24 protein-coding genes are annotated in these 25,825 nt (G+C 70.3%); 10 read left to right on the top strand and 14 right to left on the bottom strand.

Annotated elements, in window-relative coordinates; all coding sequences use genetic code 11:
* Positions 1 to 4: 4 nt before the first annotated feature.
* Complete coding sequence (locus ACZ7LU_RS23970; RefSeq protein ID WP_127913024.1) at positions 5 to 496, bottom strand: SseB family protein; 492 nt, start codon at positions 494 to 496, stop codon at positions 5 to 7.
* 129 nt (positions 497 to 625) lie between these two features.
* Between ACZ7LU_RS23970 and ACZ7LU_RS23965 the strand changes: the two genes are divergently transcribed.
* The 5 genes from ACZ7LU_RS23965 (at position 626) to ACZ7LU_RS23945 (ending at position 5,414) form a co-directional block, all read left to right on the top strand.
* Positions 626 to 2,452: an acyl-CoA dehydrogenase gene (locus ACZ7LU_RS23965; protein ID WP_398302612.1), complete on the top strand. Its 1,827-nt coding sequence runs from the start codon at positions 626 to 628 to the stop codon at positions 2,450 to 2,452.
* A gap of 135 nt (positions 2,453 to 2,587) precedes the next feature.
* Positions 2,588 to 3,226, top strand: coding sequence for a Uma2 family endonuclease (locus tag ACZ7LU_RS23960; RefSeq protein WP_471917953.1), 639 nt, complete (start codon positions 2,588 to 2,590; stop codon positions 3,224 to 3,226).
* 42 nt (positions 3,227 to 3,268) lie between these two features.
* Positions 3,269 to 4,567, top strand: coding sequence for a M18 family aminopeptidase (locus ACZ7LU_RS23955; protein ID WP_471917952.1), 1,299 nt, complete (start codon positions 3,269 to 3,271; stop codon positions 4,565 to 4,567).
* Between the two features lie 79 nt (positions 4,568 to 4,646).
* Complete coding sequence (locus tag ACZ7LU_RS23950; RefSeq protein WP_398301971.1) at positions 4,647 to 4,880, top strand: DUF6458 family protein; 234 nt, start codon at positions 4,647 to 4,649, stop codon at positions 4,878 to 4,880.
* Between the two features lie 39 nt (positions 4,881 to 4,919).
* Positions 4,920 to 5,414, top strand: a complete 495-nt coding sequence (locus ACZ7LU_RS23945) for an LURP-one-related/scramblase family protein (protein ID WP_471917951.1) — start codon at positions 4,920 to 4,922, stop codon at positions 5,412 to 5,414.
* Between the two features lie 133 nt (positions 5,415 to 5,547).
* Here ACZ7LU_RS23945 and ACZ7LU_RS23940 read toward each other — a convergent pair whose 3' ends face one another.
* Complete coding sequence (locus ACZ7LU_RS23940; protein WP_471917950.1) at positions 5,548 to 6,354, bottom strand: carbon-nitrogen family hydrolase; 807 nt, start codon at positions 6,352 to 6,354, stop codon at positions 5,548 to 5,550.
* 135 nt (positions 6,355 to 6,489) lie between these two features.
* Here ACZ7LU_RS23940 and ACZ7LU_RS23935 point away from each other — a divergent pair, with 135 nt between their 5' ends.
* Entirely contained in the window at positions 6,490 to 7,314 is an 825-nt protein-coding gene (locus ACZ7LU_RS23935) for a maleylpyruvate isomerase family mycothiol-dependent enzyme (protein WP_398301966.1), read from the top strand.
* 74 nt (positions 7,315 to 7,388) lie between these two features.
* Here the strand turns inward: ACZ7LU_RS23935 and ACZ7LU_RS23930 are convergent, their stop codons facing one another.
* Both ACZ7LU_RS23930 and ACZ7LU_RS23925 read right to left on the bottom strand, forming a co-directional pair.
* Positions 7,389 to 8,729 (bottom strand): MFS transporter, encoded by a 1,341-nt coding sequence (locus ACZ7LU_RS23930; RefSeq protein ID WP_471917949.1) that lies wholly within the window; start codon positions 8,727 to 8,729, stop codon positions 7,389 to 7,391.
* On the bottom strand, positions 8,726 to 9,406 hold the full coding sequence (locus tag ACZ7LU_RS23925; RefSeq protein WP_398301962.1) for a GntR family transcriptional regulator: 681 nt from the start codon (positions 9,404 to 9,406) through the stop codon (positions 8,726 to 8,728). Before ACZ7LU_RS23925 ends, ACZ7LU_RS23930 begins: the two co-directional genes overlap by 4 nt.
* Positions 9,407 to 9,576: 170 nt before the next feature.
* Between ACZ7LU_RS23925 and ACZ7LU_RS23920 the strand changes: the two genes are divergently transcribed.
* Complete coding sequence (locus ACZ7LU_RS23920) at positions 9,577 to 10,476, top strand: D-alanyl-D-alanine carboxypeptidase family protein (RefSeq protein ID WP_398301960.1); 900 nt, start codon at positions 9,577 to 9,579, stop codon at positions 10,474 to 10,476.
* 76 nt (positions 10,477 to 10,552) lie between these two features.
* Here the strand turns inward: ACZ7LU_RS23920 and ACZ7LU_RS23915 are convergent, their stop codons facing one another.
* Genes ACZ7LU_RS23915 through pdhA form a run of 3 tightly spaced genes read right to left on the bottom strand, consistent with a single transcriptional unit; the run spans position 10,553 to position 14,203 of the window.
* Positions 10,553 to 12,007, bottom strand: coding sequence for a dihydrolipoamide acetyltransferase family protein (locus ACZ7LU_RS23915; protein ID WP_471917948.1), 1,455 nt, complete (start codon positions 12,005 to 12,007; stop codon positions 10,553 to 10,555).
* Positions 12,008 to 12,020: 13 nt separating this feature from the next.
* Positions 12,021 to 13,001 (bottom strand): alpha-ketoacid dehydrogenase subunit beta, encoded by a 981-nt coding sequence (locus ACZ7LU_RS23910; protein ID WP_471917947.1) that lies wholly within the window; start codon positions 12,999 to 13,001, stop codon positions 12,021 to 12,023.
* Between the two features lie 2 nt (positions 13,002 to 13,003).
* Positions 13,004 to 14,203: a pyruvate dehydrogenase (acetyl-transferring) E1 component subunit alpha gene (gene pdhA / locus ACZ7LU_RS23905; RefSeq protein WP_398301954.1), complete on the bottom strand. Its 1,200-nt coding sequence runs from the start codon at positions 14,201 to 14,203 to the stop codon at positions 13,004 to 13,006.
* 382 nt (positions 14,204 to 14,585) lie between these two features.
* Here pdhA and ACZ7LU_RS23900 point away from each other — a divergent pair, with 382 nt between their 5' ends.
* Both ACZ7LU_RS23900 and ACZ7LU_RS23895 read left to right on the top strand, forming a co-directional pair.
* Positions 14,586 to 15,248: a response regulator gene (locus ACZ7LU_RS23900; protein ID WP_398301952.1), complete on the top strand. Its 663-nt coding sequence runs from the start codon at positions 14,586 to 14,588 to the stop codon at positions 15,246 to 15,248.
* Positions 15,249 to 15,365: 117 nt separating this feature from the next.
* Positions 15,366 to 15,788: a pyridoxamine 5'-phosphate oxidase family protein gene (locus ACZ7LU_RS23895; protein WP_398301950.1), complete on the top strand. Its 423-nt coding sequence runs from the start codon at positions 15,366 to 15,368 to the stop codon at positions 15,786 to 15,788.
* Between the two features lie 38 nt (positions 15,789 to 15,826).
* Here the strand turns inward: ACZ7LU_RS23895 and ACZ7LU_RS23890 are convergent, their stop codons facing one another.
* On the bottom strand, positions 15,827 to 17,395 hold the full coding sequence (locus tag ACZ7LU_RS23890) for a protein kinase domain-containing protein (RefSeq protein WP_471917946.1): 1,569 nt from the start codon (positions 17,393 to 17,395) through the stop codon (positions 15,827 to 15,829).
* Positions 17,396 to 17,701: 306 nt separating this feature from the next.
* Between ACZ7LU_RS23890 and ACZ7LU_RS23885 the strand changes: the two genes are divergently transcribed.
* Positions 17,702 to 19,381, top strand: coding sequence for a protein kinase domain-containing protein (locus ACZ7LU_RS23885; protein WP_471917945.1), 1,680 nt, complete (start codon positions 17,702 to 17,704; stop codon positions 19,379 to 19,381).
* 134 nt (positions 19,382 to 19,515) lie between these two features.
* Here the strand turns inward: ACZ7LU_RS23885 and ACZ7LU_RS23880 are convergent, their stop codons facing one another.
* The 6 genes from ACZ7LU_RS23880 to ACZ7LU_RS23855 form a co-directional block, all read right to left on the bottom strand.
* Complete coding sequence (locus ACZ7LU_RS23880) at positions 19,516 to 20,061, bottom strand: bacterial proteasome activator family protein (protein WP_398301945.1); 546 nt, start codon at positions 20,059 to 20,061, stop codon at positions 19,516 to 19,518.
* 65 nt (positions 20,062 to 20,126) lie between these two features.
* Entirely contained in the window at positions 20,127 to 20,621 is a 495-nt protein-coding gene (locus ACZ7LU_RS23875; RefSeq protein ID WP_398301943.1) for a hypothetical protein, read from the bottom strand.
* 150 nt (positions 20,622 to 20,771) lie between these two features.
* The gene (locus ACZ7LU_RS23870) at positions 20,772 to 21,749 is read right to left on the bottom strand and encodes an NAD(P)H-quinone oxidoreductase (RefSeq protein WP_468301584.1); all 978 of its coding nucleotides are present in this window, start codon (positions 21,747 to 21,749) and stop codon (positions 20,772 to 20,774) included.
* 223 nt (positions 21,750 to 21,972) lie between these two features.
* Entirely contained in the window at positions 21,973 to 23,070 is a 1,098-nt protein-coding gene (locus tag ACZ7LU_RS23865) for a potassium channel family protein (protein WP_398301940.1), read from the bottom strand.
* Positions 23,067 to 24,749, bottom strand: a complete 1,683-nt coding sequence (locus ACZ7LU_RS23860; protein WP_471917944.1) for a molybdopterin molybdotransferase MoeA — start codon at positions 24,747 to 24,749, stop codon at positions 23,067 to 23,069. Before ACZ7LU_RS23860 ends, ACZ7LU_RS23865 begins: the two co-directional genes overlap by 4 nt.
* Positions 24,746 to 25,669: an NTP transferase domain-containing protein gene (locus ACZ7LU_RS23855; RefSeq protein ID WP_471918136.1), complete on the bottom strand. Its 924-nt coding sequence runs from the start codon at positions 25,667 to 25,669 to the stop codon at positions 24,746 to 24,748. The genes ACZ7LU_RS23860 and ACZ7LU_RS23855 overlap by 4 nt, the downstream gene beginning before the upstream one ends.
* Between the last annotated feature and the right edge of the window lie 156 nt (positions 25,670 to 25,825).

The following is a 25,825-nucleotide window of genomic DNA, read 5'->3' as shown; positions in this document are numbered from 1 at the left end:
CGGACTACCCGTACATACGGCGCATCGCGAAGTCGACCATCTGCTCCACGGCCTTCGCGTCGAAGACCATGCGGTGCTCGCCCTCCATGTCGAGGACGAAGCCGTACCCGGTCGGGAGCAGGTCGATGACCTCCGCGCCGGTGATGACGAAGTACTTGGAGTCCTTGCCCGCGTACCTGCGCAGCTCCTTGAGGGAGGTGAACATCGGGATCACGGGCTGCTGGGTGTTGTGCAGGGCGAGGAAGCCGGGGTTGTCACCGCGCGGGCAGTAGACCTTCGACGTGGCGAAGATCTGCTGGAAGTCCTCGGCGGACATCGACCCCGTCGTGAAGGCCCGCACGGCGTCCGCGAGGGACGGCGGCGAGGGCTCGGGGTAGAGCGGAGGCTGCTGGCCGTAGCCACCGCCGGGCATGCCCTGCATCTGCTGCGGCGGCGGCTGCGCGCCCGGCGGGGCGTACTGCTGCTGGGCGCCGGGATTCTGGTCGTAGCCGTACATGCGCGTAAGCGTACTGAGTCACGGACGTCACAGATGGCCGCTCAGGGGTTGCGCCTTATTACCGACGGGTAGCATCATCGTAGCTACTTGCTGGTATTCATCCACTTTCCTGCTTACGGAGCCTTCGCCATGGGCCACTACAAGTCGAATCTCCGCGACATCGAGTTCAACCTCTTCGAGGTGCTCGGCCGCGACAAGCTGTACGGCACCGGCCCGTTCGCGGAGATGGACGTCGACACCGCCAAGAGCATCCTCGACGAGCTCCGCCGCCTCGCGGAGAACGAGCTGGCCGAGTCCTTCGAGGACGCCGACCGCAACCCGCCGGTCTTCGACCCCGCGACCAACACCGCGCCCGTCCCCGCGTCCTTCAAGAAGAGCTACCAGGCCTTCATGGACTCCGAGTACTGGCGCCTCGGCCTGCCCGAGGAGATCGGCGGCACGACCTCCCCGCGCTCCCTGATCTGGGCGTACGCGGAGCTGCTGCTCGGCTCGAACCCGGCGGTCTGGATGTATTCGTCCGGTCCCGCGTTCGCCGGCATCCTGCACGCCGAGGGCAACGAGGCGCAGAAGAAGATCGCGCAGATCGCCGTCGAGAAGCAGTGGGGCTCGACGATGGTCCTGACCGAGCCGGACGCCGGTTCGGACGTGGGCGCGGGCCGCACGAAGGCCGTGCAGCAGGAGGACGGCTCCTGGCACATCGAGGGCGTGAAGCGCTTCATCACGTCCGGCGAGCACGACATGTCGGAGAACATCCTCCACTACGTCCTCGCCCGCCCCGAGGGCGCCGGCCCCGGCACCAAGGGCCTCTCCCTCTTCCTCGTGCCGAAGTACGAGTTCGACTGGGAGACCGGCGAGCTGGGCGAGCGCAACGGCGTCTACGCCACGAACGTCGAGCACAAGATGGGCCTCAAGGCCTCCAACACCTGCGAGATGACGTTCGGCGACCAGCACCCCGCCAAGGGCTGGCTGATCGGCGACAAGCACGACGGCATCCGCCAGATGTTCATGATCATCGAGTTCGCCCGCATGATGGTCGGCACGAAGGCCATCGCGACGCTCTCGACGGGCTACCTGAACGCCTTGGAGTACGCCAAGGAGCGCGTGCAGGGCCCCGACCTGGCCCAGTTCATGGACAAGACGGCCCCCAAGGTCACCATCACGCACCACCCGGACGTCCGCCGCTCGCTGATGACGCAGAAGGCGTACGCGGAGGGCATGCGCGCCCTGGTCCTGCACACCGCGGCCGTCCAGGACGAGATCCAGGTCAAGGAGGCGGCGGGCGAGGACGCGTCTTCGCTGATCGCCCTGAACGACCTGCTCCTGCCCATAGTGAAGGGCTACGGCTCCGAGAAGTCGTACGAGCTGCTCGCCCAGTCGCTCCAGACGTTCGGCGGCTCGGGGTACCTCCAGGAGTACCCGATCGAGCAGTACATCCGGGACGCCAAGATCGACACCCTCTACGAGGGCACCACGGCGATCCAGGGCCAGGACTACTTCTTCCGGAAGATCGTCCGCAACCAGGGCGCCGCGCTGAACGGCCTCGCCGAGGAGATCAAGAAGTTCCTCGCGGTCGGCACGGGCGGCGAGGCGCTGGCCGGCGCCCGCGAGGAGCTGGCCAAGGCCGCCGTCGAGCTGGAGGCCATCGTCGGCGTCATGCTGACCGACCTCGCGGCCACGGAGAAGGACGTGAAGTCCATCTACAAGGTGGGCCTGAACACGACCCGCCTCCTGATGGTCTCGGGCGACGTCGTCGTCGGCTACCTGCTGCTGCGCGGTGCCGCGGTCGCCGCCGAGAAGCTCGCGACGGCCTCCGCGAAGGACAAGGCCTTCTACGAGGGCAAGATCGCGGCCGCGAAGTTCTTCGCCGCGAACGTCCTGCCGACCGTCGCCACCGAGCGGAAGCTCGCCGAGGGCGTGGAGCTCGACCTGATGGAGCTGGACGAGGCGGCGTTCTAAAGGACTCCGCCCGAGCACGGGTTTCCTTCGCACGTCAGCGCGATGCCGCCACCTGCTTCTTTCGGGTGGCGGCATCGCCGTATGGGCTGGGTACGCTGAGTAAGTGGCCGAGGATCCCGTCCATGGGGAGGAACCATGACCGCCGAGGCATTGCCCGACTCGCAGCACCGGCAGCCGGAAGGTTCCAGCCGTCGGCAGCCGAGCCGTTCCAAATGGCCGGTCCCGCCCCCGGACGGCTACACCGTGGACGACTTCTTCGCACTTGACGACCTCCCGCCGCACACCGAGCTGATCGACGGGAGCCTGGTCTTCGTGAGTCCGCAGCGCGATTTCCACACGCTGGTGATGTACCTGCTGGAGCACGGCCTGCGTCGCAGCCTCCCGGAACATCTGCGGGCGCGCCGCGAGATGGCCGTGGTGCTGGGAAAACGCAACGCTCCTGAACCTGACCTCGTCCTGGTCAAGGCGGAGGCCGTCAAGAGCCGTCGGTCGACCCGTTTCGCAGCAGCGGACGTGGTCCTTGCCGTTGAGGTCGTCTCCCCCGACTCCGAAGACCGCGACCGCGACACCAAACCGCACAAATACGCCGCAGCAGGCATTCCTCACTTCTGGCGCGTGGAGATGGAGGGCGAAGACGATCTGCCCGCCGTCTACACATACCAGCACGACACCGTGACCGGGGCGTACCTCTCCACCGGCGTTCATCACGACCGCCTCAAGCTGTCCGTCCCGTACGACATCGACATCGACCTCACCGAGATCGACCGCCTCTGATCGCCCCGCCACCCGCACGGCGACGCCATTAGGCTGGCTGCCATGCGCACACCCTCCCGGCCCTTCGACCGTGGCCACACCGAAGACCTCATGACCTTCCTCGCGGCGAGCCCCACGCCGTACCACGCCGTGGCGAGCGCCGCCGAGCGGCTGGAGAAGGCCGGTTTCCGGCAGGTCGAGGAGACCGAAGCCTGGGACGGTACGACGGGCGGGAAGTACGTCCTGCGAGGCGGCGCCATCATCGCCTGGTACGTCCCGGAGAGCGCCGCCGCGCACACCCCCTTCCGCATCGTCGGCGCCCACACCGACTCCCCGAACCTGCGCGTGAAGCCGCAGCCCGACGCCGGCGCCCACGGCTGGCGCCAGGTCGCCGTGGAGATCTACGGCGGCCCGCTCCTCAACTCCTGGCTCGACCGGGACCTCGGCCTCGCCGGACGCCTCTCGCTGCGCGACGGCACCACGCGGCTCGTGAACATCGACCGGCCGCTGCTCCGCGTGCCCCAACTGGCCATCCACATGGACCGGTCCGTGCACACCGAGGGGCTCAAGCTCGACAAGCAGAAGCACATGCAGCCCATCTGGGGGCTCGGCGACGACGTCCACGAGGGCGACCTGATCCGCTTCCTGGAGGACGAGACCGGGCTCGGCGAGGGCGACGTCACCGGCTGGGACCTCATGACGTACGCCGTCGAGGCGCCCGCCTTCCTCGGCCGCGACCGCGAACTGCTCGCCGGCCCCCGCATGGACAACCTCCTGTCCGTGCACTCCGCGACGGCCGCCCTCACCGCCGTCGCCGCCCAGGACGAGCTGCCGTACATCCCCGTCCTCGCCGCCTTCGACCACGAGGAGAACGGCTCGCAGTCCGACACCGGCGCCGACGGCCCGCTGCTCGGCAGCGTCCTGGAGCGGTCCGTGTTCGCGCGCGGCGGTTCGTACGAGGACCGGGCGCGGGCGTTCGCCGGGACCGTCTGCCTCTCCTCCGACACCGGCCACGCCGTCCACCCCAACTACGCGGAGCGGCACGACCCGACGCACCACCCCCGCGCCAACGGCGGCCCGATCCTCAAGGTGAACGTCAACAACCGCTACGCCACGGACGGTTCGGGCCGCGCCGTGTTCGCCGCCGCGTGCGAGAAGGCGGGCGTCCCCTTCCAGTCGTTCGTCTCCAACAACGCGATGCCGTGCGGCACCACCATCGGCCCGATCACCGCCGCCCGGCACGGCATCAAGACCGTCGACATCGGCGTCGCGATCCTGTCCATGCACAGCGTGCGCGAGCTGTGCGGCGCGGACGACCCGCACATGCTGGCCAACGCGCTGGTGGCGTTCCTGGAAGGCTGACCTTCCGAATGGCTGTGTGGCTGCAACGCACCCGGGTACACGGTGACTTCGTAGCCACTACAGCAGGGAGGCGGTCCTCATGGGCCTGGGCGGATGCATCATTCTGATCGCCGCGGGTGCCATCCTCACGTTCGCGACCGACTGGGAGATGGAGGGGGTCAACCTCACCGTCGCCGGAGTCATCATGATGGCTGTGGGGCTCATCGGCGTCGCCGTCTTCACCAGCATCGCCCGACGCAGGCGGGCGGTCGTCCCGCCGGTCGCACCCACCACCACCGTGGTCGACCCGGACCAGCAGTCCCGCGGCTACTGACATGTCCGCTCTGCGGCGATTCGGGGTAGTCATGGCGCCATGAGACTTCTCGTGCGCGACCGTGTGTTCGGCATCGGTGACGACTACTGGATCGAGGACGACCGGGGCCGCAAGGTCTTCCTCGTCGACGGCAAGGCGATGCGCCTGCGTGACACCTTCGAGCTGAAGGACACGCAGGGCAGAGTCCTCATCGACATCCACGCCAAGATGCTCGCCCTGCGCGACACGATGGTGATCGAGCGGGCGGGCGAGCCACTCGCCACGGTGAAGCGCAAGCGCCTGTCGCTGCTGCGCAACCACTACCGCGTCGAGCTGGTCGACGGCACCGCGCTGGACGTCAGCGGCAAGATCCTCGACCGCGAGTTCGCCATCGAGTACGACGGTGAACTCCTCGCCGACATCTCACGCCGCTGGTTCCACGTCCGCGACACATACGGCCTCCACATCACCCGCGAAGACGCCGACCCCGCACTGCTCCTGGCCGTAGCGGTCTGCGTAATCCGCCTGGCGGAGAAGGAGCGGGGCGACGACTGACTCCAGAGGCCACGCCCCAGGACCACGGCGAAGCCGCGTCCTAGGGGCGCGGGGAACTGCGCGAGCAACCACCACGCACCCGCAGCCGCGAAGAAGACGGCAGCCCCCGCGGCGCGTGGGCACACGCCGCGACTCAGGGACGCGGCGGCGGCGCCTGCCCCAGAAGCCGGTCCTTCAGCGCCGGGAACTGCTCACGAGTCGCCAAGACCCTCCCGGGGTCAAGGTCGACGGTAAGGACCTCCTCACCGCCCCCCGCCTCCGCAAGCACCTCACCCCACGGATCGACGACGACACTGTGCCCGGCCTGCGGCACCCCCGCATGCGTCCCACCCGTACCGCACGCCAGGACATACACCTGGTCCTCGACCGCCCGCGCCCGCGCGAACAGCAGCCAGTGCTCCCGCCGCCGCTCAGGCCACCCCGCCGGCACCACGAACATCTCGGCGCCCGCGTCGACCAGCCCCCGGAAGAGCTCGGGAAAGCGCAGGTCGTAGCAGGTCGCGAGGCCCAGCGTCGCATCCGGCGTGCGGACCGTCGCCAGCTCGGAGCCGGCCGCCATCAGGACGGCCTCGCCCTTGTCGAAGCCGAAGCGGTGGATCTTCCGGTAGGCGGCGGCGAGCTCACCGGCCGGGGAGAAGACGAGCGAGGTGTTGTAGAGCGGCCCGTCAGGGTCCCGCTCCGGGATGGAGCCCGCGTGCAGCCAGACGCCCGCGTCGCTCGCGGCCTTCGACATGGCTTCGTACGTCGGGCCTTCCAGCGGCTCCGCCTCGCGCGCGAAGGACTCGTAGGCGAAGGCGCCCGTGGTCCACAGTTCCGGGAGAACGACCAGATCCGATCCGTCCCGGGCGCTCACCTCACGTACCAGCGAAGCGACCCGCGACCGACGGGAATTGACCGGTTCGTCCTCGTCTACGGCGATCTGGATGAGGGAGGCGCGCACACTACCACCGTCCTGGCATTCGAGCCGTCAACACGGGCCTACGATCGTCACACGAAAGCACTGCCGGGGTGCCTGTGGGCAGCGTAACTTAGCGTCTCAGACACCCACCGCCCGCGTACAACCGCAAGGGGTCCCGTGAGTCTCCATCCCAGCCTGCAGAACTACGCCGATGCCTGGACGCATTCCGTGGAAGCGATATCCGAGCTGGTGTCGCCCCTCGCCGAGGGAGAGTGGAACTGGGCCACCCCCTGCCCCGGCTGGTCGGTGCGCGACATCGTCTCCCATGTCATCGGCCTCGACTGCGAGATGCTGGGCGACCCCCGCCCGATCCACACCCTGCCCCGGGACCTGTTCCACGTGAAGACCGAGGGCCAGCGGTACATGGAGATGCAGGTCGACGTGCGGCGCCACCACACCGCGCCGGAGATGACCTCCGAGCTGGAGTACACGATCATCCGCCGTACGCGGCAGCTGCGGAACGAGTCGCGGGACCCGAGCACCAAGATCCGCGGCCCGCTCGGCACCGAGCAGACCCTCGAACTGGCCATGCGGCTGCGGGCGTTCGACGTGTGGGTGCACGAGCAGGACCTCCGTACGACGCTGCGCAAGCCCGGCAACCTCGACTCCCCGGGGGCGTACGTCACCCGGGACCTGCTCCTCCAGGGCCTCCCGAAGGTCGTCGCCGAGAAGGCGGGCGCGCCCGCGAACTCGGCGGTCGTCTTCGACGTGAGCGGCCCCGTCGAGTTCCTGCGCACGGTCCGGCTGGACGCCGACGGCAAGGGCACCGTCGACGGCGCCCCCTCGCTGGGCCCGCTCGCCACCTTCGGCCTCGACTGGGAGACGTACTTCAGGCTCGCGTGCGGCCGCGTGACGTACGCGGCGGTCGCGGACCGGGTGAAGATCGAGGGCGACCACGAACTGGCGGAGGCGGTCCTGCGGAACTTCGCGGTGACCCCGTGATTTTCAGCCCGTCCGGCGTTTGAGGACCGGGGTCCTGGGGTCTGGGGGTCCGGGGGCAGAGCCCCCGAGGCGGCTCACACGGGTACGTGCACGGCCTCGACCCTGCTGGCGACGAGTTGCTCCCGCTCCCTGCGCACCGCCCGCGACTTGAGCCGCAGGATCTGACAGAGCCCGAACGCCTCAAGGACGAACACCGCGGAGAACGCGATCCGGTAGTTGTCGCCGGTCGCGTCGAGCAGCACGCCGATCGCGAGCAGCGTCGTCATCGAGGCGACGAAGCCGCCCATGTTGGTGATGCCCGACGCCGTGCCCTGCCGCTCCGGCGGGTTGGCGGGCCGCGCGAAGTCGAAGCCGATCATGGAGGCGGGGCCGCAGGCGCCGAGGACCGCGCAGAGCACGATCAGCAGCCACATCGGGGCATGGCCCCCGGGGTAGGCGAGGGTGGCCGCCCAGGCCGTGGCCGTCGTGCCGATGGTGCCGAGCGCCAGCGGGAGGCGCGCGGCGTGGTGCCGGGCCACGATCTGGCCGTAGACGAGGCCGATGACCATGTTGGACAGCACGACGAGCGTGAGCAGTTCACCGGCCGCCGCCCGGGACAGGCCCTGTGCCTCGACGAGGAAAGGCAGCCCCCACAGCAGCAGGAAGACCATCGCGGGGAACTGCGTGGTGAAGTGCACCCACAGGCCGAGCCGGGTGCCGGGCTCCCGCCAGGACAGGGCGATCTGCTTGCGCACGAAGGCCGCGCCGCTGTGCCGCGCCGGCTCCGGTTCGTGCCCCTCCGGGTGGTCCTTCAGGAACAGCGTCAGCAGGACGAGGACGACGACACCGCAGAGCGCGCTGCCCGCGAAGGCCGCGGTCCAGCCGACGGAGTGCAGCAGCCGGGCCAGGACGAGGGTCGACACGAGGTTGCCCGCCATGCCGACGAGGCCCGCGAGCTGGGCGACCATCGGGCCGCGCCGGGCCGGGAACCAGCGCGTGCCGAGCCGCAGGACGCTGATGAAGGTCAGCGCGTCGCCGCAGCCGAGCAGGGCGCGGGACGCGAGCGCCATCGCGTACGAGGGGGAGAACGCGAAGCCGAGCTGGCCGATCGTGAAGAGGACCACGCCGATGGTCAGCACCTTCTTGGTGCCGAGCCGGTCGACCATGAGGCCGACGGGTATCTGCATGCCCGCGTAGACCAGCAGCTGGAGTATGGAGAAGGTCGACAGCGCCGACGCGTTGACGTGGAACCGGTCGGCGGCATCCAGCCCGGCGACGCCGAGCGAGGTCCGGAAGATGACGGCGACGAAGTAGACGGCGACGCCGATGGACCAGACGAGGACGGCTTTCCTGCCGCCAACAGGGTCTCCCCCGGCTCCTTCAGGGCTGGGGGGAGGGTCGCCGGGAAGGCGCTCGGGGTGGGCGGCGGAGCTCATCGGACCTCACCCCGCGCCAGGTTCTGGAACCAGCCGACGTGCCGGGTGACCACGGCGACCGCCGCGTCCGCGTCGCCGCGGCGCAGCGCGTCGAGGATCTCCTCGTGCTCGGCGAGCGTCTTGGCGATCCGGTCGGGATGCGAGTGCATCACGGCGACGCCCATCCGCAGCTGCCGGTCCCGCAGCTGGTCGTAGAGGCGCGACAGGATGTCGTTGCCGCCGCTGCGGACGATCTCCGCGTGGAAGCAGCGGTCGGTGACGGCGGCCTCCGCGAGCTCTCCGGCGGCGGCCTGCTTCCGCTGCTTGGCCAGGAGTGCCTCAAGACGGTCGATCAGTCCGGCGGGCGCGGGCACCGCCTTGCGCACCGAGTGGGTCTCGACGAGCAGCCGCGTCTCGACGACGTCCGCGATCTCCTGGGCGGAGACGGGCAGGACGAGTGCGCCCTTCTTCGGGTAGAGCCGCAGCAGCCCCTCCACCTCCAGCTTCAGGAGCGCCTCGCGCACCGGGGTGCGGGAGACCCCGACGGCCTCGGCGAGCTCGCCCTCGGTGAGGAGCGTGCCGCCCTCGTAACGGCGTTCGAGGACGGCTTGCTTGACGTGCGTGTAGACCCGCTCGGCGGCGGGCGGCGGCTTGATGGAGGTGACGGAGGTCAGAGGGGTGATCGCGGCGGCCGGCATGCGCACAGCATAGATACAACAGGTATACGCCGGAATCCCCCGTCCATATGGCGGGCACCCGTCACGGAATTCGCGGGCGTTTCGGCACATCCATCCGGCCCTCTCACTCGTCTACTGAGTGAGCGGCACCCTCATGCAGCCGCAGCCCAGGGGCATTTGGAGTATTTAACTTGAATACCGGCATTACGGGCGTACGTCGCGCATCAGCCGTCCTCGTCACCGCGAGCGCGGTACTGGCCGGCGGCGCCCTCACCACCCCGGCGGCCCACGCGGCCGCACCCCCGAAGCCGTCCATCGTCGCCAAGGGCGGCTATGTGATGAACAACGGCAACGGAAAGACCCTCTACACCAAGGCCGCCGACACCCGTCGTTCCACCGGATCGACGACGAAGATCATGACGGCGCGTGTGGTGCTCGGCCAGCGGAACCTCAACCTGGATTCCAAGGTCAAGGTCCAGAAGGAATACAGCGACTACATCGTCCGCAACAACTACGCCTCGTCGGCCCGCCTGATCGTCGGCGACAAGGTCACCGTCCGCCAACTCCTGTACGGGCTGATGCTGCCGTCCGGCTGCGACGCCGCGTACGCGCTGGCGGACAAGTTCGGCAAGGGCACCACCCGTGCCAAGCGCGTGAAGAACTTCATCGGCCAGATGAACTCGACGGCCAGGTCCCTCGGCCTGTCCAACACGCACTTCGACTCGTTCGACGGCATCGGGCACGGCGCGAACTACTCGACGCCGCGCGACCTGACGAAGCTCGCGAGCAACGCGATGAAGTACTCCACGTTCCGCACGGTCGTGAAGACGAAGTCGACCACGCAGAAGGTCACCACGAAGTCCGGTGGCTACCGCAACATGTCGTGGTCGAACACGAACAACCTCCTCGGCTCCTACCGCGGCACCATCGGCGTGAAGACGGGCTCCGGCCCGGAGGCGAAGTACTGCCTCGTCTTCGCGGCGACCCGCAACGGCAAGACGGTCGTCGGCACGGTCCTGACCTCTTCCTCGCTGAACAACCGCACCGCGGACGCGAAGAAGCTCCTGGACTACGGCTTCAAGGTGGCGTGACACCCCGCAGACACACGGAAGGGCCCTGCCGCGATGTCGCGGCAGGGCCCTTCCCGCTTCGCACTCAGAGCCTGTCTTACGCCCAGGTCATGAGCCGCTTCGGCTGCTCCAGGATCGCCGCCACGTCGGCGAGCACCTTGGAGCCCAACTCCCCGTCCACCAGACGGTGGTCGAAGGACAGCGCGAGCGTCGTCACCTGGCGGGGCTTGACCTTGCCCTTGTGGACCCACGGCTGGAGCTTGATCGCGCCGACCGCGAGGATCGCGGACTCGCCCGGGTTCAGGATCGGGGTGCCCGTGTCGACGCCGAAGACGCCGACGTTCGTGATCGTCACCGTGCCGCCCTGCATGGCCGCGGGCGAGGTCTTGCCCGTCCGCGCCGTGCCGACCAAGTCGCCGAGCGCCTCGGCCAGTTCGGGCAGAGTCTTCGCGTGCGCGTCCTTGATGTTCGGCACGATCAGACCGCGCGGGGTGGCCGCGGCGATGCCGAGGTTCACATAGTGCTTCTGGACGATCTCCTGGTTGGCCTCGTCCCAGGCGGCGTTGATGTCCGGGTTCCGCCTGATCGCGACCAGCAGGGCCTTGGAGATGAGCAGCAGCGGATTGACCCGCAGGCCCTCGAAGGCCTTGTCCTGCTTCAACTCCTCGACCAGCTTCATCGTCCGGGTCACGTCGACCGTCACGAACTCCGTGACGTGCGGCGCCGTGAACGCCGATTCGACCATCGCCTGCGCGGTGACCTTGCGGACGCCCTTGACCGGGATACGGGTCTCGCGGGCGGCGTCGCCGCTCACCACGGGAGCGGGAGCGGTCACCGGCGTCGGCGCGGACGTCGGCGCAGGAGCCTCCGTCACCACCGGCTGCGGGGCCGGCGCCACCGCCGCGTGCACGTCCTCGCGGGTGATGATCCCGTCGGGCCCGGACGGCGTGACCGTCGCGAGGTCCACGCCGAGGTCCTTGGCGAGCTTGCGGACAGGGGGCTTGGCGAGCGGCCGGTCGCCGTCGTGCCCGTTCAGGGACGGGGACTGCGGTGCCGGGACGGCTGGTGCCGAATCGGCCGCAGGTGCGGCAGGCGCCTCCTTCGCGGCGGGCGCCTCCCTCGCGGCGGGCTTGCGGGCGCGTCGCTTGGTGGAGGCCTCGGCGACCCCGTAACCGACCAGGACGGGCTTGCGGCCCTCCGGGGCGGCGGCCTCGGGCTCGGCGGCCTGCACCGTCTCCTGCACCGGCTCGGGCACCGCCACCTGCTCGGGCGCCGCCGAGGCATCCGCTCCGCCCGACACGTCCACCGCGATGATCACCTGGCCGACGTCGACCGTGGTGCCCTCCGGGAAGCGGAGCTCGCGTACGACACCGTTGAACGGAATGGGGAGCTCGACCGCGGCCTTGGCCGTCTCGACCTCGCACACCACCTGGCCGTCGGTGACGGTGTCGCCCACCGCCACGTACCACTTGAGGATCTCTGCCTCGGTGAGTCCCTCGCCCACGTCGGGCATCTTGAACTCGGCAAGAGCTGTGTCTGTCATCGTCGTCACGACCCTCTCCCCCTCAGTACGCCAGCGAGCGGTCGACGGCGTCGAGCACCCGGTCGAGGCCCGGCAGGTACTCCTCCTCGAGCCGCGCCGGCGGATACGGCGCGTGATAGCCGCCGACCCGCAGCACGGGCGCCTCCAGGTGATAGAAGCACCGCTCGGTGATGCGCGCCGCGATCTCCGCGCCCGTGCCCAGGAAGACCGGGGCCTCGTGCACGACGACGAGCCGCCGCGTCTTCTCGACCGAGGCCTGCACGGCGTCGAAGTCGATCGGCGACATGGAGCGCAGGTCCAGGACCTCCAGGGACTTGCCCTCCTCCTCGGCGGCCGCGGCCGCCTCCAGGCAGACCTTGACCATCGGGCCGTACGCGGCGAGCGTGAGGTCGCTGCCCTCGCGGGCGACGACGGCCTTGTGCAGGGGGCCGGGGAAGGCGTCCTTGTCGACCTCGCCCTTGTCCCAGTACCGCCGCTTCGGCTCGAAGAAGATCACCGGGTCGTCGCTCTGGATGGCCTGCTGCATCATCCAGTAGGCATCCGCCGAGTTCGACGGAGAGACCACCTTCAGGCCCGCCACGTGCGCGAAGAGCGTCTCGGGGGACTCGCTGTGGTGCTCGACCGCGCCGATTCCGCCGCCGTACGGAATGCGGATGACGACCGGCATCTTGATCTTGCCGAGCGCGCGGGCGTGCATCTTCGCGAGCTGCGTGACGATCTGGTCGTACGCCGGGAAGACGAAGCCGTCGAACTGGATCTCCACCACCGGGCGGTACCCGCGCAGGGCGAGGCCGATGGCCGTGCCGACGATGCCGGACTCGGCGAGCGGGGTGTCGATGACCCGCTCCTCGCCGAAGTCCTTCTGCAGCCCGTCGGTGACGCGGAAGACGCCGCCGAGCTTGCCGACGTCCTCACCCATGATGAGGACCTTGGGGTCGTTCTCCAGCGCGGTGCGCAGGGATTCGTTGATCGCCTTGGCGATGGGAAGCTTCTGGACAGCCATGGTCACTTGCCCTCCCCGCCCGCGGGGGCGTCCGCGAACGACGCCTGATAGGCGGCGAACTGGGCGCGCTCCTCGTCGACGAGCGCGTGCCCGTCCGCGTAGACATTCTCGAAGATCGCCATCAGATCCGGATCCGGCATCGCCCGCACCACCTCTCGCACTCGCTTGCCCAACGCTTCGCTCTCGTCGTCGAGTTCCGCGAAAAATCCCTCATCCGCGTGACCTTCGGACTCCAGGTAGGCCCGCAGCCGCAGGATCGGGTCCTTGGCCTCCCAGGCCACCCGCTCGTCGTCGCTGCGGTACTTGCTCGGGTCGTCGGACGTGGTGTGCGCGCCCATGCGGTACGTGAACGCCTCGATCAGCGCTGGGCCCTCGCCCGTGCGCGCCCGCTCCAGCGCCCACTTGGTGACCGCGAGACAGGCCAGCACGTCGTTGCCGTCGACCCGCACACCGGGGAAGCCGTAGCCCTGCGCGCGCTGGTAGAGCGGCACCCGGGTCTGCTTCTCGGTGGGCTCGGAGATCGCCCACTGGTTGTTCTGGCAGAAGAACACGACCGGGGCGTTGTAGACCGCGGAGAAGGTGAACGATTCGGCCACGTCGCCCTGGCTGGAAGCGCCGTCTCCGAAGTACGCGATCACGGCCGAGTCCGCGCCGTCCTTGGCCACGCCCATCGCGTATCCGGTGGCGTGCAGGGTCTGCGAGCCGATGACGATCGTGTACAGGTGGAAATTGTTGCTGTTCGGGTCCCAGCCGCCGTTGTTCACGCCGCGGAACATGCCGAGCAGATTCGTCGGGTCGACGCCGCGGCACCAGGCGACCCCGTGCTCGCGGTACGTGGGGAACACGTAGTCGTCGTCACGGGTGGCGCGTCCCGAGCCGATCTGGGCGGCCTCCTGGCCGAGCAGCGAGGCCCACAGGCCCAGCTCGCCCTGGCGCTGCAGGGCCGTGGCCTCGGCGTCGAAGCGGCGGGTGAGGACCATGTCGCGGTAGAGGCCGCGCAGCTCCTCGGCGGTGATGTCCGCGACGTACGCGTCGTACACCGCGTTCTTCGCGTTCTGGACCCGCTTGCCCTCGGGCGTCAGCAGTTGTACGAGCTCGGGCTCCGTGCTTTTCTGCGGCGCGGGCTTCTTGGCGCTTGCGCGCTTGCCGCCGCTGGTACTGCTGCGGCGCGGTTTGCGCGCGGCGGTGCTCTCCACGGTCACGTGTGCTCCTCCGTCGGTCCGGCCCCCGGGGTTACCGGGAAAGCCAGTACGGCTCGCCTGGTCCGTGCCCGCGCACGGGGTGGGTGCGACTCAGCCGGGAAACAGGCGTGACAGGTGTCCCGGCGAACGCCCTGCACGAAGCACGTTACCCAGTGCTTCCCATTTCTGTGAAACCCCATCTGACCTGCGAATTTACTCGGAAATCCAAGTATCTGAATGCTTGGATTTCCCAGTACATCGAGAAAAGGGGTAACACTTACTGGTCACAGCACTGATCACAGCCTGGCAGGGGGCCGGAACACCGGCACGTTATCCCGGCCACCCCGGCCATTGGAAGGGTTCCGCCCGGGCACCCGAAGAGATCGTGTGTGAGACTGGCTCCGTGCGCGAAGACGGAAAAATTACGGTTTTTCTCCTCGACGACCATGAAGTGGTCCGGCGTGGAGTCCATGAGCTGCTCTCCGTGGAGTCCGACATCGAGGTCGTCGGCGAGGCCGGCACCGCGGCAGACGCCCTGGTCAGGATCCCCGCGACCCGGCCCGACGTGGCCGTGCTCGACGTGCGCCTGCCGGACGGCAGCGGCGTGGAGGTGTGCCGCGAGATCCGTTCGCAGAACGAGGACATCAAGTGCCTGATGCTCACCTCGTTCGCCGACGACGAGGCCCTCTTCGACGCGATCATGGCCGGCGCCTCCGGCTATGTCCTCAAGGCCATCCGCGGCAATGAGCTGCTCACCGCCGTGCGGGACGTCGCCGCGGGCAAGTCCCTGCTCGACCCCGTCGCCACGGCCCGGGTCCTGGAGCGGCTGCGCGACGGCAACAACGCCAAGGGCGACGACCGGCTCGCCAACCTCACCGACCAGGAGCGGAAGATCCTCGACCTGATCGGCGAGGGCCTGACCAACCGCGTGATCGGCGAGCGGCTGCACCTGGCCGAGAAGACGATCAAGAATTACGTCTCCAGCCTGCTGTCCAAGCTGGGCATGGAGCGACGCTCCCAGGCGGCCGCCTATGTGGCGCGCATGCAGGCGGAGAAGCAGCACTGACTCGATGGGCTCGATGGGCTCGATGGGCTCGATGGGCTTGACGAGGGACTTACGTCCTCGGTTCATGGGGGCGAGGTCCCCTTTTCCGACGCCCCGTCCATGAACCATGGTGGGGAAATGCCCACCGATGACGAGCTGGCCCTCGAACTGCTCGGCCGCACCGACTACGGCCGAGTGGCGACCAGCATGCGCGCGCTGCCCTTCCTCGCGGTCGCCCGGCACATCGTGGCGGACCGGAAGGTGCTGCTCCGCATGCACCGGGGATACGGCTACCACCAGGCCTGCGCCGGCAGCGTCGTCGCGTACGGCGCGGACAACCTCAACGTGACCAGCGTGCGCGACCTCCGCTGGACCGTGCAGCTCGTCGGCCTCTGCGAGGCGGTCGAGCCGACCACGGCGGAACTGGACCTCTTCGGCCCCGGGCCGCGCTTCGTGGACGGCGAACTCTTCGACCCGGTGTACCTGCGCATCGAGCCGCAGTTCTGCACGGTCCACACCCTGCGGGCGGGCGAGGACCGGCACCTTCAGCACGTGCTGTAGACCCCGGGCCGCCGCAGGATCGTCTGCCCCTCAGGGGGTCAGAGACCGCCGCCCCCGTTGTCGCCCCCGCCGTTCTCGGCACCCTCGTCGTCACCCTCCGGCGGCGTCGGGTCCTGGGAGGGCTGCGTCGGGTCCTGGGTGGGCGTCGTCGGGTCCTCGGTGGGCTGCGTCGGGTCCTGAGTGGGCGTCGTCGGGTCGTCGGTCGGCCGGGACGGGTTGCCCGTCGGTCCTGTCGGATTGGTCGGCTGGTTCGTCGGCGGGTCGTAGTCCGTCTCGCCGCCGGTGCCGGTGCCCGGGTCCTCCGTCTCGTCCGACGTCTTCTCGTCCGTGCTCTTGCTCGGCTCCTTCGACTGCGACTGCTTCGTCGCGGGAGTCTTCGGCGGGTCCTTCTTCTCCTTGTTGTCGCTCGCGTTCAGCGCGAAGGCGACACCCACCGCGATCGCGATGATCGCGAGCACGGCGAAGAGCAACATCTTGCCGCGGCCGCCCTTGCCGCCGCGCGGCCCGCCGTCGAAGCCGCCGTCGTCGCCCGGCGGACGCAGCATGGGGCTCGGGATCTGCGCGGTCCCGGAGTCCGGGTGCGCCATCGCGGTGGTGCCCGCGACGCCCATGGCGGAGGTGTGGCCGCCCTCGTGCATCTCGACGGGTCCGGTGTTCCAGGTGCCCGTGTGGCTGCCCTGCTCGTTCAGCATCTGCAGCCCGTACTGGACGAGGCCGCGCATCTCCTCGGCGGTCTGGAACCGGTCGTCCGGGTCCTTCGCGAGGGAGCGCATGACGAGCCCGTCCAGCTCCGGAGGCGCCGCGTCCGAGACCTGGGACGGCGGCACGGCCTGGTCCTGGACGTGCTGGTAGACCACGGAGAGCGGCGTCTCACCGGTGAACGGGGGCCGCAGCGCGAGCAGCTCGTAGAGGAGACAGCCGGTCGCGTACAGGTCGGACCGGTGGTCGACGGCCTTGCCGAGCGCCTGCTCGGGCGACAGGTACTGGGGCGTGCCCATGACCATGCCGGTCTGCGTCATCGTCGACTGCGCGCCGTGCAGGGCGCGCGCGATACCGAAGTCCATCACCTTCACCGCGCCGGTGTTGGTGATGATCACGTTCGCGGGCTTGATGTCGCGGTGCACGATGCCGTGCTGGTGCGAATACGCCAGCGCTTCGAGCACACCCGACACGATGATCAGGGCCTGTTCCGGACCCGGCGCCTCCGCATTCAGCAGCAGATCGCGGATCGTCCGGCCCTCGACGATCTCCATGACGATGTACGGGACGACGCTCGGCCCGACGACGTCTTCACCGGAGTCGTACACCGCGACCACGGCGTGGTGGTTCAGACCGGCGACGGACTGCGCCTCACGCGTGAAACGGGCCTTGGAGACCGGGTCCTCGGCGAGGTCGGAGCGGAGCAGCTTGACCGCGACCGTACGCCCGAGACGTACGTCCTCGGCAGCGAAGACCTCGGCCATGCCGCCCCGGCCGAGTCTGTGCGTCAGCCGGTACCGGCCGTCACCCACAAGCCCGCCGTTGCCCCACAATTCAGGCGCGTCTGACATACCGCCGCCAGTCGCCTCGGGGTCGGACGGGCCCTGAGCGCGCTGCGTCTGTGCCATCAGTCCTCGCCGTCGTTTCTGGTCGTGGTACTTGGTACTGAGTACGTCGCGGTACGGGGTACTCCGACGGGCCACGCTACAGCCTTCGCGCCACCCGCCGGTTCGAGGTGGACCGGACATCAAAGCCGTCCGGGGGTCCCGCGCGCAAACTTGTAACGCTTCCGAGACGCTTCTTGCGCGTACGGTCACGGAACGGGCACCGAGCTTGACGCGTCATCGTCCTCGGGCAGACTTGGCCTGGAATAGCGGTTATCGATCACCAGCCGCGGAGCCGTCCGGCGGCCGCGCCAATGGGGGACGCACGAGATGAGCAGCCAGGACGGCGCACAGGGGCGGTACGCGGGGCGTTCGCTGGCCGGTGGCCGCTACCAACTGCGCGATCTGCTCGGCGAGGGCGGCATGGCGTCGGTGCACCTCGCCTACGACACCGTGCTCGACCGCCAGGTCGCGATCAAGACGCTGCACACCGAGCTCGGTCGTGAACAGTCCTTCCGCGAGCGCTTCCGCCGCGAGGCCCAGTCGGTGGCGAAGCTCACTCACACGAACATCGTGTCGGTCTTCGACACCGGCGAGGACGACCTCGACGGCACGACCATGCCGTACATCGTCATGGAGTACGTCGAGGGCAAGCCGCTCGGCTCCGTGCTCGACGCGTCCGTCACGCAGTTCGGCGCGATGCCCACCGACCAGGCGCTGAAGATCACCGCCGATGTGCTCGCCGCGCTGGAGATCAGCCACGAGATGGGCCTGGTCCACCGCGACATCAAGCCGGGCAACGTCATGATGACCAAGCGCAACGTCGTGAAGGTCATGGACTTCGGCATCGCCCGCGCCATGCAGTCCGGCGTCACCTCCATGACGCAGACCGGCATGGTCGTCGGCACCCCGCAGTACCTCTCCCCGGAGCAGGCCCTCGGCCGCGGCGTCGACGCCCGCTCCGACCTGTACTCCGTCGGCATCATGCTGTTCCAGCTGACCACCGGCCGGCTGCCGTTCGAGGCGGACTCGCCGCTGGCCATCGCGTACGCGCACGTCCAGGAGGAGCCGGTCGCCCCCTCCTCGATCAACCGTGCCCTGCCGCCCGCGGTGGACGCGATCGTCGCCCGCGCGCTCAAGAAGAACCCGAATGAGCGTTTCCCGACCGCCGAGGCCATGCGCGACGAGTGCCTGCGCGTCGCCCAGTCCCTCCAGGCGGCGGCCCCCAGCATCGTGCCGGGCGTGCAGACGTCGAGCGGCGCGGGCGTCGGTTCCGCGGTCTTCCCGCCGGTCGACACCTCGATGCCGCAGCAGAGTGGCGGCGTCCAGACGCCGTACCAGCCGGGTCAGCCGGGTCAGCTGGGACAGCAGGGGCAGTCGGGGCAGTACGGTCCGTCGACGCCGGCGCCGACCCCGACGCCCGGTTACGGCTACCCGCAGCAGGGCGGCTACCAGACGCCGACTCCCGCCAACGCGTACGCCCCGCAGCAGGCCGCGCACACCCCGCCCCCGTACAACCTCTCGCCGCAGCCGGCCACGGCGACGTCCCCGTCCTCGGGCGGCCGGGGCGGCGGCAAGCGCAAGAACATGCCGGTGATCGTCGGCTCGATCGTCGTCGCGCTCCTCGCCATCGGCGGCCTGATCACCGCCGTCTCGCTCAGCGGCGGTGACGACGGCGGCAAGGAAGCCTCCGACGACAAGTCGAAGCAGCCGGTTGCGGGGCACAAGGGCCCCAACCGGAACATGACGATTGACACCGACGAGTGCACCGAGCCCGACGTGGGCTACAACGACGAGGACAAGATCAAGGTCCCGGACTTCACGTTCAGGGACTGGAAGTCCGTCCTCTCCTGCCTCCAGGCGGCCGGCTGGAGCTTCGACAAGCGCAAGGTCAATGAGAACGCCTACGGCGAGGACACGGTCATGCGGCAGACCCCGAAGGAAGGCACGGAGGTCGACCCGAAGGGCCTGGAGATCCAGTTCGACGTCTCGACGGGCAACCCCGCGTAACGGGTTCCGCTCACTCTTCTACGCCGAGGGGCTCGGTACGCGGGATGCGTACCGAGCCCCTCGGCGTAACTGTCCGGGCGTGCGGGCAGGCGTGGTGCGGGCGTGTGGCGTGTGCCGTGTGGCGTGTGGGCCGACTACAGGTACGGGCCTCCCGTACGACCCGCGATGCCGCCGCTCTCGTCCTCCTCGTCGCCACCGCCCATGCCGGGCGGCAGCGCCCTGCGCATCGACTCCAGCTGCGCCCGCGCCGCCATCTGCTGCGCGAACAGCGTCGTCTGGATCCCGTGGAAGAGGCCTTCCAGCCAGCCGACCAGCTGCGCCTGCGCGATCCGCAGCTCCGCGTCGCTCGGCGTCGCCTCCTCGGTGAAGGGCAGGGACAGCCGCTCCAGCTCCTCGACCAGCTCGGGGGCGAGGCCGTCCTCGAGCTCCTTGACCGAGCTCGCGTGGATCTCCTTGAGGCGGACCCGGCTCGCCTCGTCGAGAGGAGCCGCCCGCACCTCCTCGAGCAGCTGCTTGATCATGCTGCCGATGCGCATCACCTTGGCCGGCTGTTCGACCATCTCCGTCACCGGGACCTCGCGGGATTCGTCGTCTCCGCCACCACCGAGAGCCATTCCGTCCTGGCCCACGACCAGGACCTGGGGGCTCTCCGGCGACCGTTCGTTCCTCGGCATCTCCATGCCGCCATTCTCTCGCACGCGTACATCACACATCGGTGGTGCCCCCGTACGGGACTGATCCACCCTCAGCCGCGGCGCAGCCGCAGACCGAGGAAGCCGAGGCCGAGGCCGATGAGGACCAGGCCCGCGCCGAGGGGCAGGACGCGGAGGTTCGGCAGGACGGGCCCGACGGGCGGCTGCCCCGCGGGCTCGAACGCGGAGTCCCGGTGCGCCGCCGGAGTCGGCATCGGCTGCTGCGGGGGCGGGGGGATCCGGGGCGGGCTGTAGGGCCGGGGCGGCAGGTCGGGGGGCAGCGGCTGGGCCCGCCCGGGCCGCTCGCGGCCCTCGCCGGGACGGCTACCGGCGCGGGACGTCTCGTCGACGCTGGTGACGGGATGCCTGGGCGGGGCGTCGGCCGCGTACGAGACGAGGCCGGGAAACGCCGCCGCCAGGACCGCGCACAGCGCCACGACGAGGAGGACGGGGCGACGGATCGCCCAGGAAGCCTGCACCGAGCTGACCCCCTCCCGCTGCCGGGTCGCCGAGATCAAGGCCGGGCCGCCGAGATCAAGAAGGATCACTGCACCAGCATCAAGCGTCACATGGCGCTACGAATCCGGCATCTCGGCGCTACGAGTCCGGTATCTGGGCGCTACGAGTCCGGTATCTCGGCCCGGCGACCCGGCATCTCGGCCAGGCGGCCTGGGGCACTTGGCCTTGCGGCCGAGGGGCTACCGGGTGAGGAGCACCTTGCCGATGTGGCTGCTCTCCTCCAGGACCCGGTGTGCCGCCGCCGCGTCGCTCATCGGCACCGTCCGGTCGACGATGGGCCGCACGTGTCCCCCGCCGATCAGCGGCCACACGTGCTCCCGCACCGCCGCGACGATGGAGGCCTTCTCGGCGGCCGGACGACCGCGCAGGGAGGTCGCGGTGACGGCGCCCCGCTTGTTGAGGAGCGCGCCGATGTTCAGCTCGCCCTTGGCGCCGCCCTGCATGCCGATGATGGCGAGCCTGCCGTTGACGGCGAGGGCCTTGACGTTCCGGTCCAGGTACTTCGCGCCCATGTTGTCGAGGATGACGTCCGCGCCCGCGCCGCCCGTGGCCCGCTCGATCTCCTCGACGAAGTCCTGCTCGCGGTAGTTGATCAGGACGTCCGCCCCGAGGTCACCGCAGAACGCGAGCTTCTCCTTGCTGCCCGCCGTCACGGCGACCTTCGCACCGACGGCCTTGGCCAGCTGGATCGCCATGGTGCCGATGCCGCTGGAACCGCCGTGCGCGAGCAGCGTCTCGCCCGGCCGCAGGTGGGCGATCATGAAGACGTTGGACCAGACCGTCGAGGTCACCTCGGGCAGCGCGGCCGCCGTGACGAGGTCGACGCCGTCGGGCACGGGCATCAGCTGACCGGCCGGCACGACGACCCGCTCCGCGTATCCGCCGCCCGAGAGCAGCGCGCACACCTCGTCGCCGACCGCCCAGCCGGAGACACCGGGGCCGAGCGCGGCGATCCGGCCCGAGCACTCCAGGCCGGGATACGGGGAGGCGCCGGGCGGCGGGTTGTAGAACCCCTGCCGCTGCAGCAGATCGGCGCGGTTCACGGCGCTCGCCACGACGTCGACGAGCACCTCGCCCTCACCGGGCACGGGGTCGGACACCTCGGCCCACACGAGCGCTTCAGGACCACCGGGTTCGGGAATCGTGATCGCATACATACGGCCGAGGCTACTCGCGTCGTCCCACCCCGCATCCGGCACGCACCCGCCTGCGCCGGTGCGCGCAGGCGGTGGCAGGTCGTGGCGGGTTCTGGCAGGCCCTGGCAGGCGCTTCAGGTTCGGGGCGACCGGCGTGGTCGCGTCAGGCACGTGTCACGCCGGGTCAGGCCGGGTCACGCCGGGTCACGCCGGGTCACGCCGGGTCACGCCGGTTCAGGCCATGTCAGTTCGGTGGCAGGGGCTTGAGGTCCGGGGCGACCGTCGTGCCGGGGGAGGCACGGACGATGGTGATCAGACGGTCCGTCAACTGCAGCTTGCCGACCGCCGGATCGTCGTATCCGAGGACACGATGCCCGCGTACGACGCTCACCACCAGGTCGTCCGTCTCCCGCACGCTGCGCCCCACCTCGGCCTTTATCACCGGCCGCTCGACGAGATCGAGCCCGCTGCCCTGCTGGATCAGGTCCTCCATGACCATGCCCGCGCTCGGGCTGAGCACGGAGAGCCCGAGGAGCCGGCCCGCCGCACTGGCGCTGGTGATCACGGCGTCCGCGCCGGACTGGCGGAGCAGCGGCGCGTTCTCCTCCTCGCGGACCGCCGCCACGATCTTCGCCCCGCGGTTCAGCTGGCGGGCGGTGAGGGCGACCAGCACCGCCGTGTCGTCGCGCTGTGTCGCGATGATGATCTGGCGGGCCCGCTGCACCTCGGCGCGGAGCAGCACGTCGCTGCGCGTCGCGTCGCCGATGACGCCCGCGTACCCCTCCGCCGTGGCCGCGTCGACGACCTTCGCGCTGGGGTCGACGACCACGATCTGGTCCGGCTTCAGGCCGGTGGCGCAGACGGTCTGGATCGCGGAACGACCCTTCGTACCGAAGCCGACGACAACAGTGTGTTCACGCAAGTTGGACCTCCAGCGGGACAGACGCCATTCCTCGCGCGTCCGTTCCGTGAGCACTTCGAGGGTGGTGCCGACCAGGATGATCAGGAAGAGCACGCGCAGCGGCGTGACCAGGAGGATGTTGGTGAGCCGGGCGCTGTCGCTGTACGGGACGATGTCGCCGTAACCGGTGGTGGAGAGCGTGACCGTCGCGTAGTACGCCGAGTCGAGGAAGTCGACGTGCTGGTCCGAGTTGTCGTGGTACCCGCTGCGGTCCATCCAGACGAGACACGTCGTCAGGGCGAGCACCAACAGCGCCATCGCGAGACGCCGGGTGACCTGCCGCAGCGGCCGCACGACCGCGCGCTGGGGCAGCTTGATCCGGTATGTCGCGTGGTGCTCGTCGGGGTGACGCGCGATGGCGTCATGCCCGGGCAGTTTCACGTGAAACGCTCCTTGCCATCGTCTACGGCTGCTTCGGGTCCGGTGGTGGTGCCTGTTGTGGTGCCGGGCCCGCCCACTTCGAACAGCCCACCGTACAAATCGGTGTCCCCGCCCGTGCCCACGTCCGGTACCGCCCACGGCAGGTCCAGGACCTCCAACTCCTGTCCCCTGCGCGCCCCGCCGGGCGGCACGACCGCGAGTCCGTCGGCCGCCGCGATGCCGCGCAGCATCGCCGGGCCGTTGAAGTGCAGCGGCACGGCCAGGTCACCGCGCAGGGCGACGGGGACGAGGCGGGTGTCGTACGGGTGCCCTTGAACGTCGTCGCGCACGGGCGCGGTGTACGTCGAGGGGCCGCCGCAGCCGGCCGGGCGTCCGGAGAGCGTGCGGAGCAGGGGCTCGGCGAGGGTCAGCAGCCCGGACACGGCGGCGAGCGGGTTGCCGGGCAGACCGACGAGGTGCTGTCCCTGCCGGGTGCGGGCCAGCAGCATGGGGTGCCCGGGCCGCACCGCGACCCCGTCCACCAGCAGGTCTGCGCCGATCCGGCGCAGGGTCGGGTGCACGTGGTCGACGGGTCCCGACGCGGTGCCGCCCGTCGTGACGATCAGGTCGGCGGTGGACTCGGTGATCGCCCGGTGGAGCGCCTCGGCGTCGTCCCCGAGGCGCCGGACAGCGGTCACTTCGGCACCGAGAGAGAGCAGCCAGGGCGGCAGCATGGGGCCGAGCGCGTCACGGATGAGGCCGCCGTGCGGGAGGCCCTCCGTCAACAACTCGTCGCCGAGGATGAGGACTTCGGCGCGGGGCCTGCGGACCACCGGCAGCGTGTCGTACCCGGCGGCGGCGGCCAGACCGAGCACGGCGGGCGTCACCAGGGCGCCGGCCGGCAGAAGGCGGTCTCCGGAGCGGCACTCCTGGCCGCGCGGACGGATGTCCTGGCCGGGGACGACCTCGCGCAGGGCGTGGAGCCTGCCCTTGTCGTCGATCCGGCCGTGCTCGCTGCGCAGCACCGCGGTGGCGTCCTGCGGGATGTGGGCGCCCGTGGCGATGCGTACGGCCTCTCCGTCGGTGAGCGCCTCGGGGCGGCCATGTCCGGCGAGGATGCCGTCGGCGCGCCCGTCGGCCCGTACGTGCCAGGGGCCAGGGCCCGCGACGACCCAGCCGTCCATGGCGGAGGTGTCGAAGGACGGCAGGTCCGTCAGGGCGGTGAGCGGCGCGGCGAGGATCAGGCCGAGGGCCCGGTGCAGGGGGGCCGTGACGGGATCGCTCCCGGGGCGCGGTGCGGCCCGCTCGGCACGGGCGCGTGCGGCGGGCCACGGGGTGATGTCGCGGTGTTTGTCGTCGCCGGGGGCGGCGGGGGCGACGGACTGGGTGGCGGGGACGGCGGGCCGGGTGGCGGGGGCGGGCCGGTTGGTGGCGGCGGGCCGGTTGGTGGCGGCGGCGGGGGTGGGTGCCGCCGCCCGTGGCCCTGACGCGGGCTCGGAGCCCGGGCCCGGTCCCGGCCCCGAGGGCGAGGCTGCTGATGCCGATGCGGAGGCCGATGCTGATGCCGAGGCGGATGCCGATGCGGAGGTCGGCCGGGAAGCGTGGGCCGGTTGGGCGGCGTCGGCGTGGTCGGCGCGAGCCCCGTTCACGAGGGCAAGCGCCTCTTCGAGCTCGGCGTCCGGCGCGGGCTGCCCGGTCATCCGGCGTCCGGAGGCGTACGGGAGGCGTCGGGCTCCGCGTCCTGCCGGTCCTCGTCCGCCCAGCGGGCCGCGAGCGCCGCGGCCTTGCGCGTCGCCTCGGCCACCGCCTCCGCACCGCCGGCCGTGCCACCCGTGGCGGAGGCGCGCGCGGCCGCCTGCGCCGCCGCGTACCCGACGAGGAACGTGGTCAGCGGTGCCGCCGGCCTGGCCACGCCGTGCGCGGCGTCGCGAGCGAGGTCGAGGAGGGCGCCGGTGTCGACGTCCAGTTCGATGCCCAGCTCGTCCTTGACTGCGGAAATCCATTCATCCAACACGTTGCCATGCTCCCTGATACGCGCCCGGGCGGTGGCAATGTCGTCCCAGGTGTCGCAGTCGAAAGCGGCGACGGGGTCGGCGACCCACGTGAGGTCGAGCCGCGCGGTGAGCCGCCGCAACGGCATCCCGGCGAGCCCACCGCTCACCCTGTGAGGGTCAGCGACGTCCCGGGCGTCAGCGGCATCATGAGCGATCGCCGCGATCTCCCGCCGCAGGGCGTCCCGCCGATAGGCCGCGACGAGCGGCTGGTCACGGCCGTCGGGGTCGGTGAGGACCGCCCCGTCCGCGCCACTCTCGTCGAGGGCGGCGAGGAGGCTTCGTACGGTCTCCGCGCCCAGGAACGGCAGGTCGGCGGAGAGCACCACCACGCGCTCCGCCACGGCGTGCCGGAGCCCCGCGTCGAGCGCGGCCAAGGGGCCACCGCCCGCGGGCTCCTCGCGCGCCCACACCACGGGGCGCGCGGTCGGCCTCGGCGCGGCGACGACGACGGTGGTCCCGGCACCGGAACAGGCTGCCAGGACACGGTCGATCAACGTCCGGCCCCCGACCCGCACCCCCGGCTTGTCCGCACCGCCGAGCCGCGCGGCGCCGCCCCCGGCGAGCACGACGGCGTCGTACGGCCGGGCCTCGGCGTACGGCCGGGCCTGGGCGTACGGCCCGGACTCGGCGTACGGTACGGCCTCGTTTCTGGTCACCCTCCGAGTATGGGCGCCCGAAGGATCATTGACACCCCTGAAAAATGCCCTAGGGGAAAGGCTCTT

This window comes from Streptomyces sp. NPDC039462 (assembly GCF_055639375.1).
This window is presented reverse-complemented; position numbering and strand designations above follow the sequence as displayed.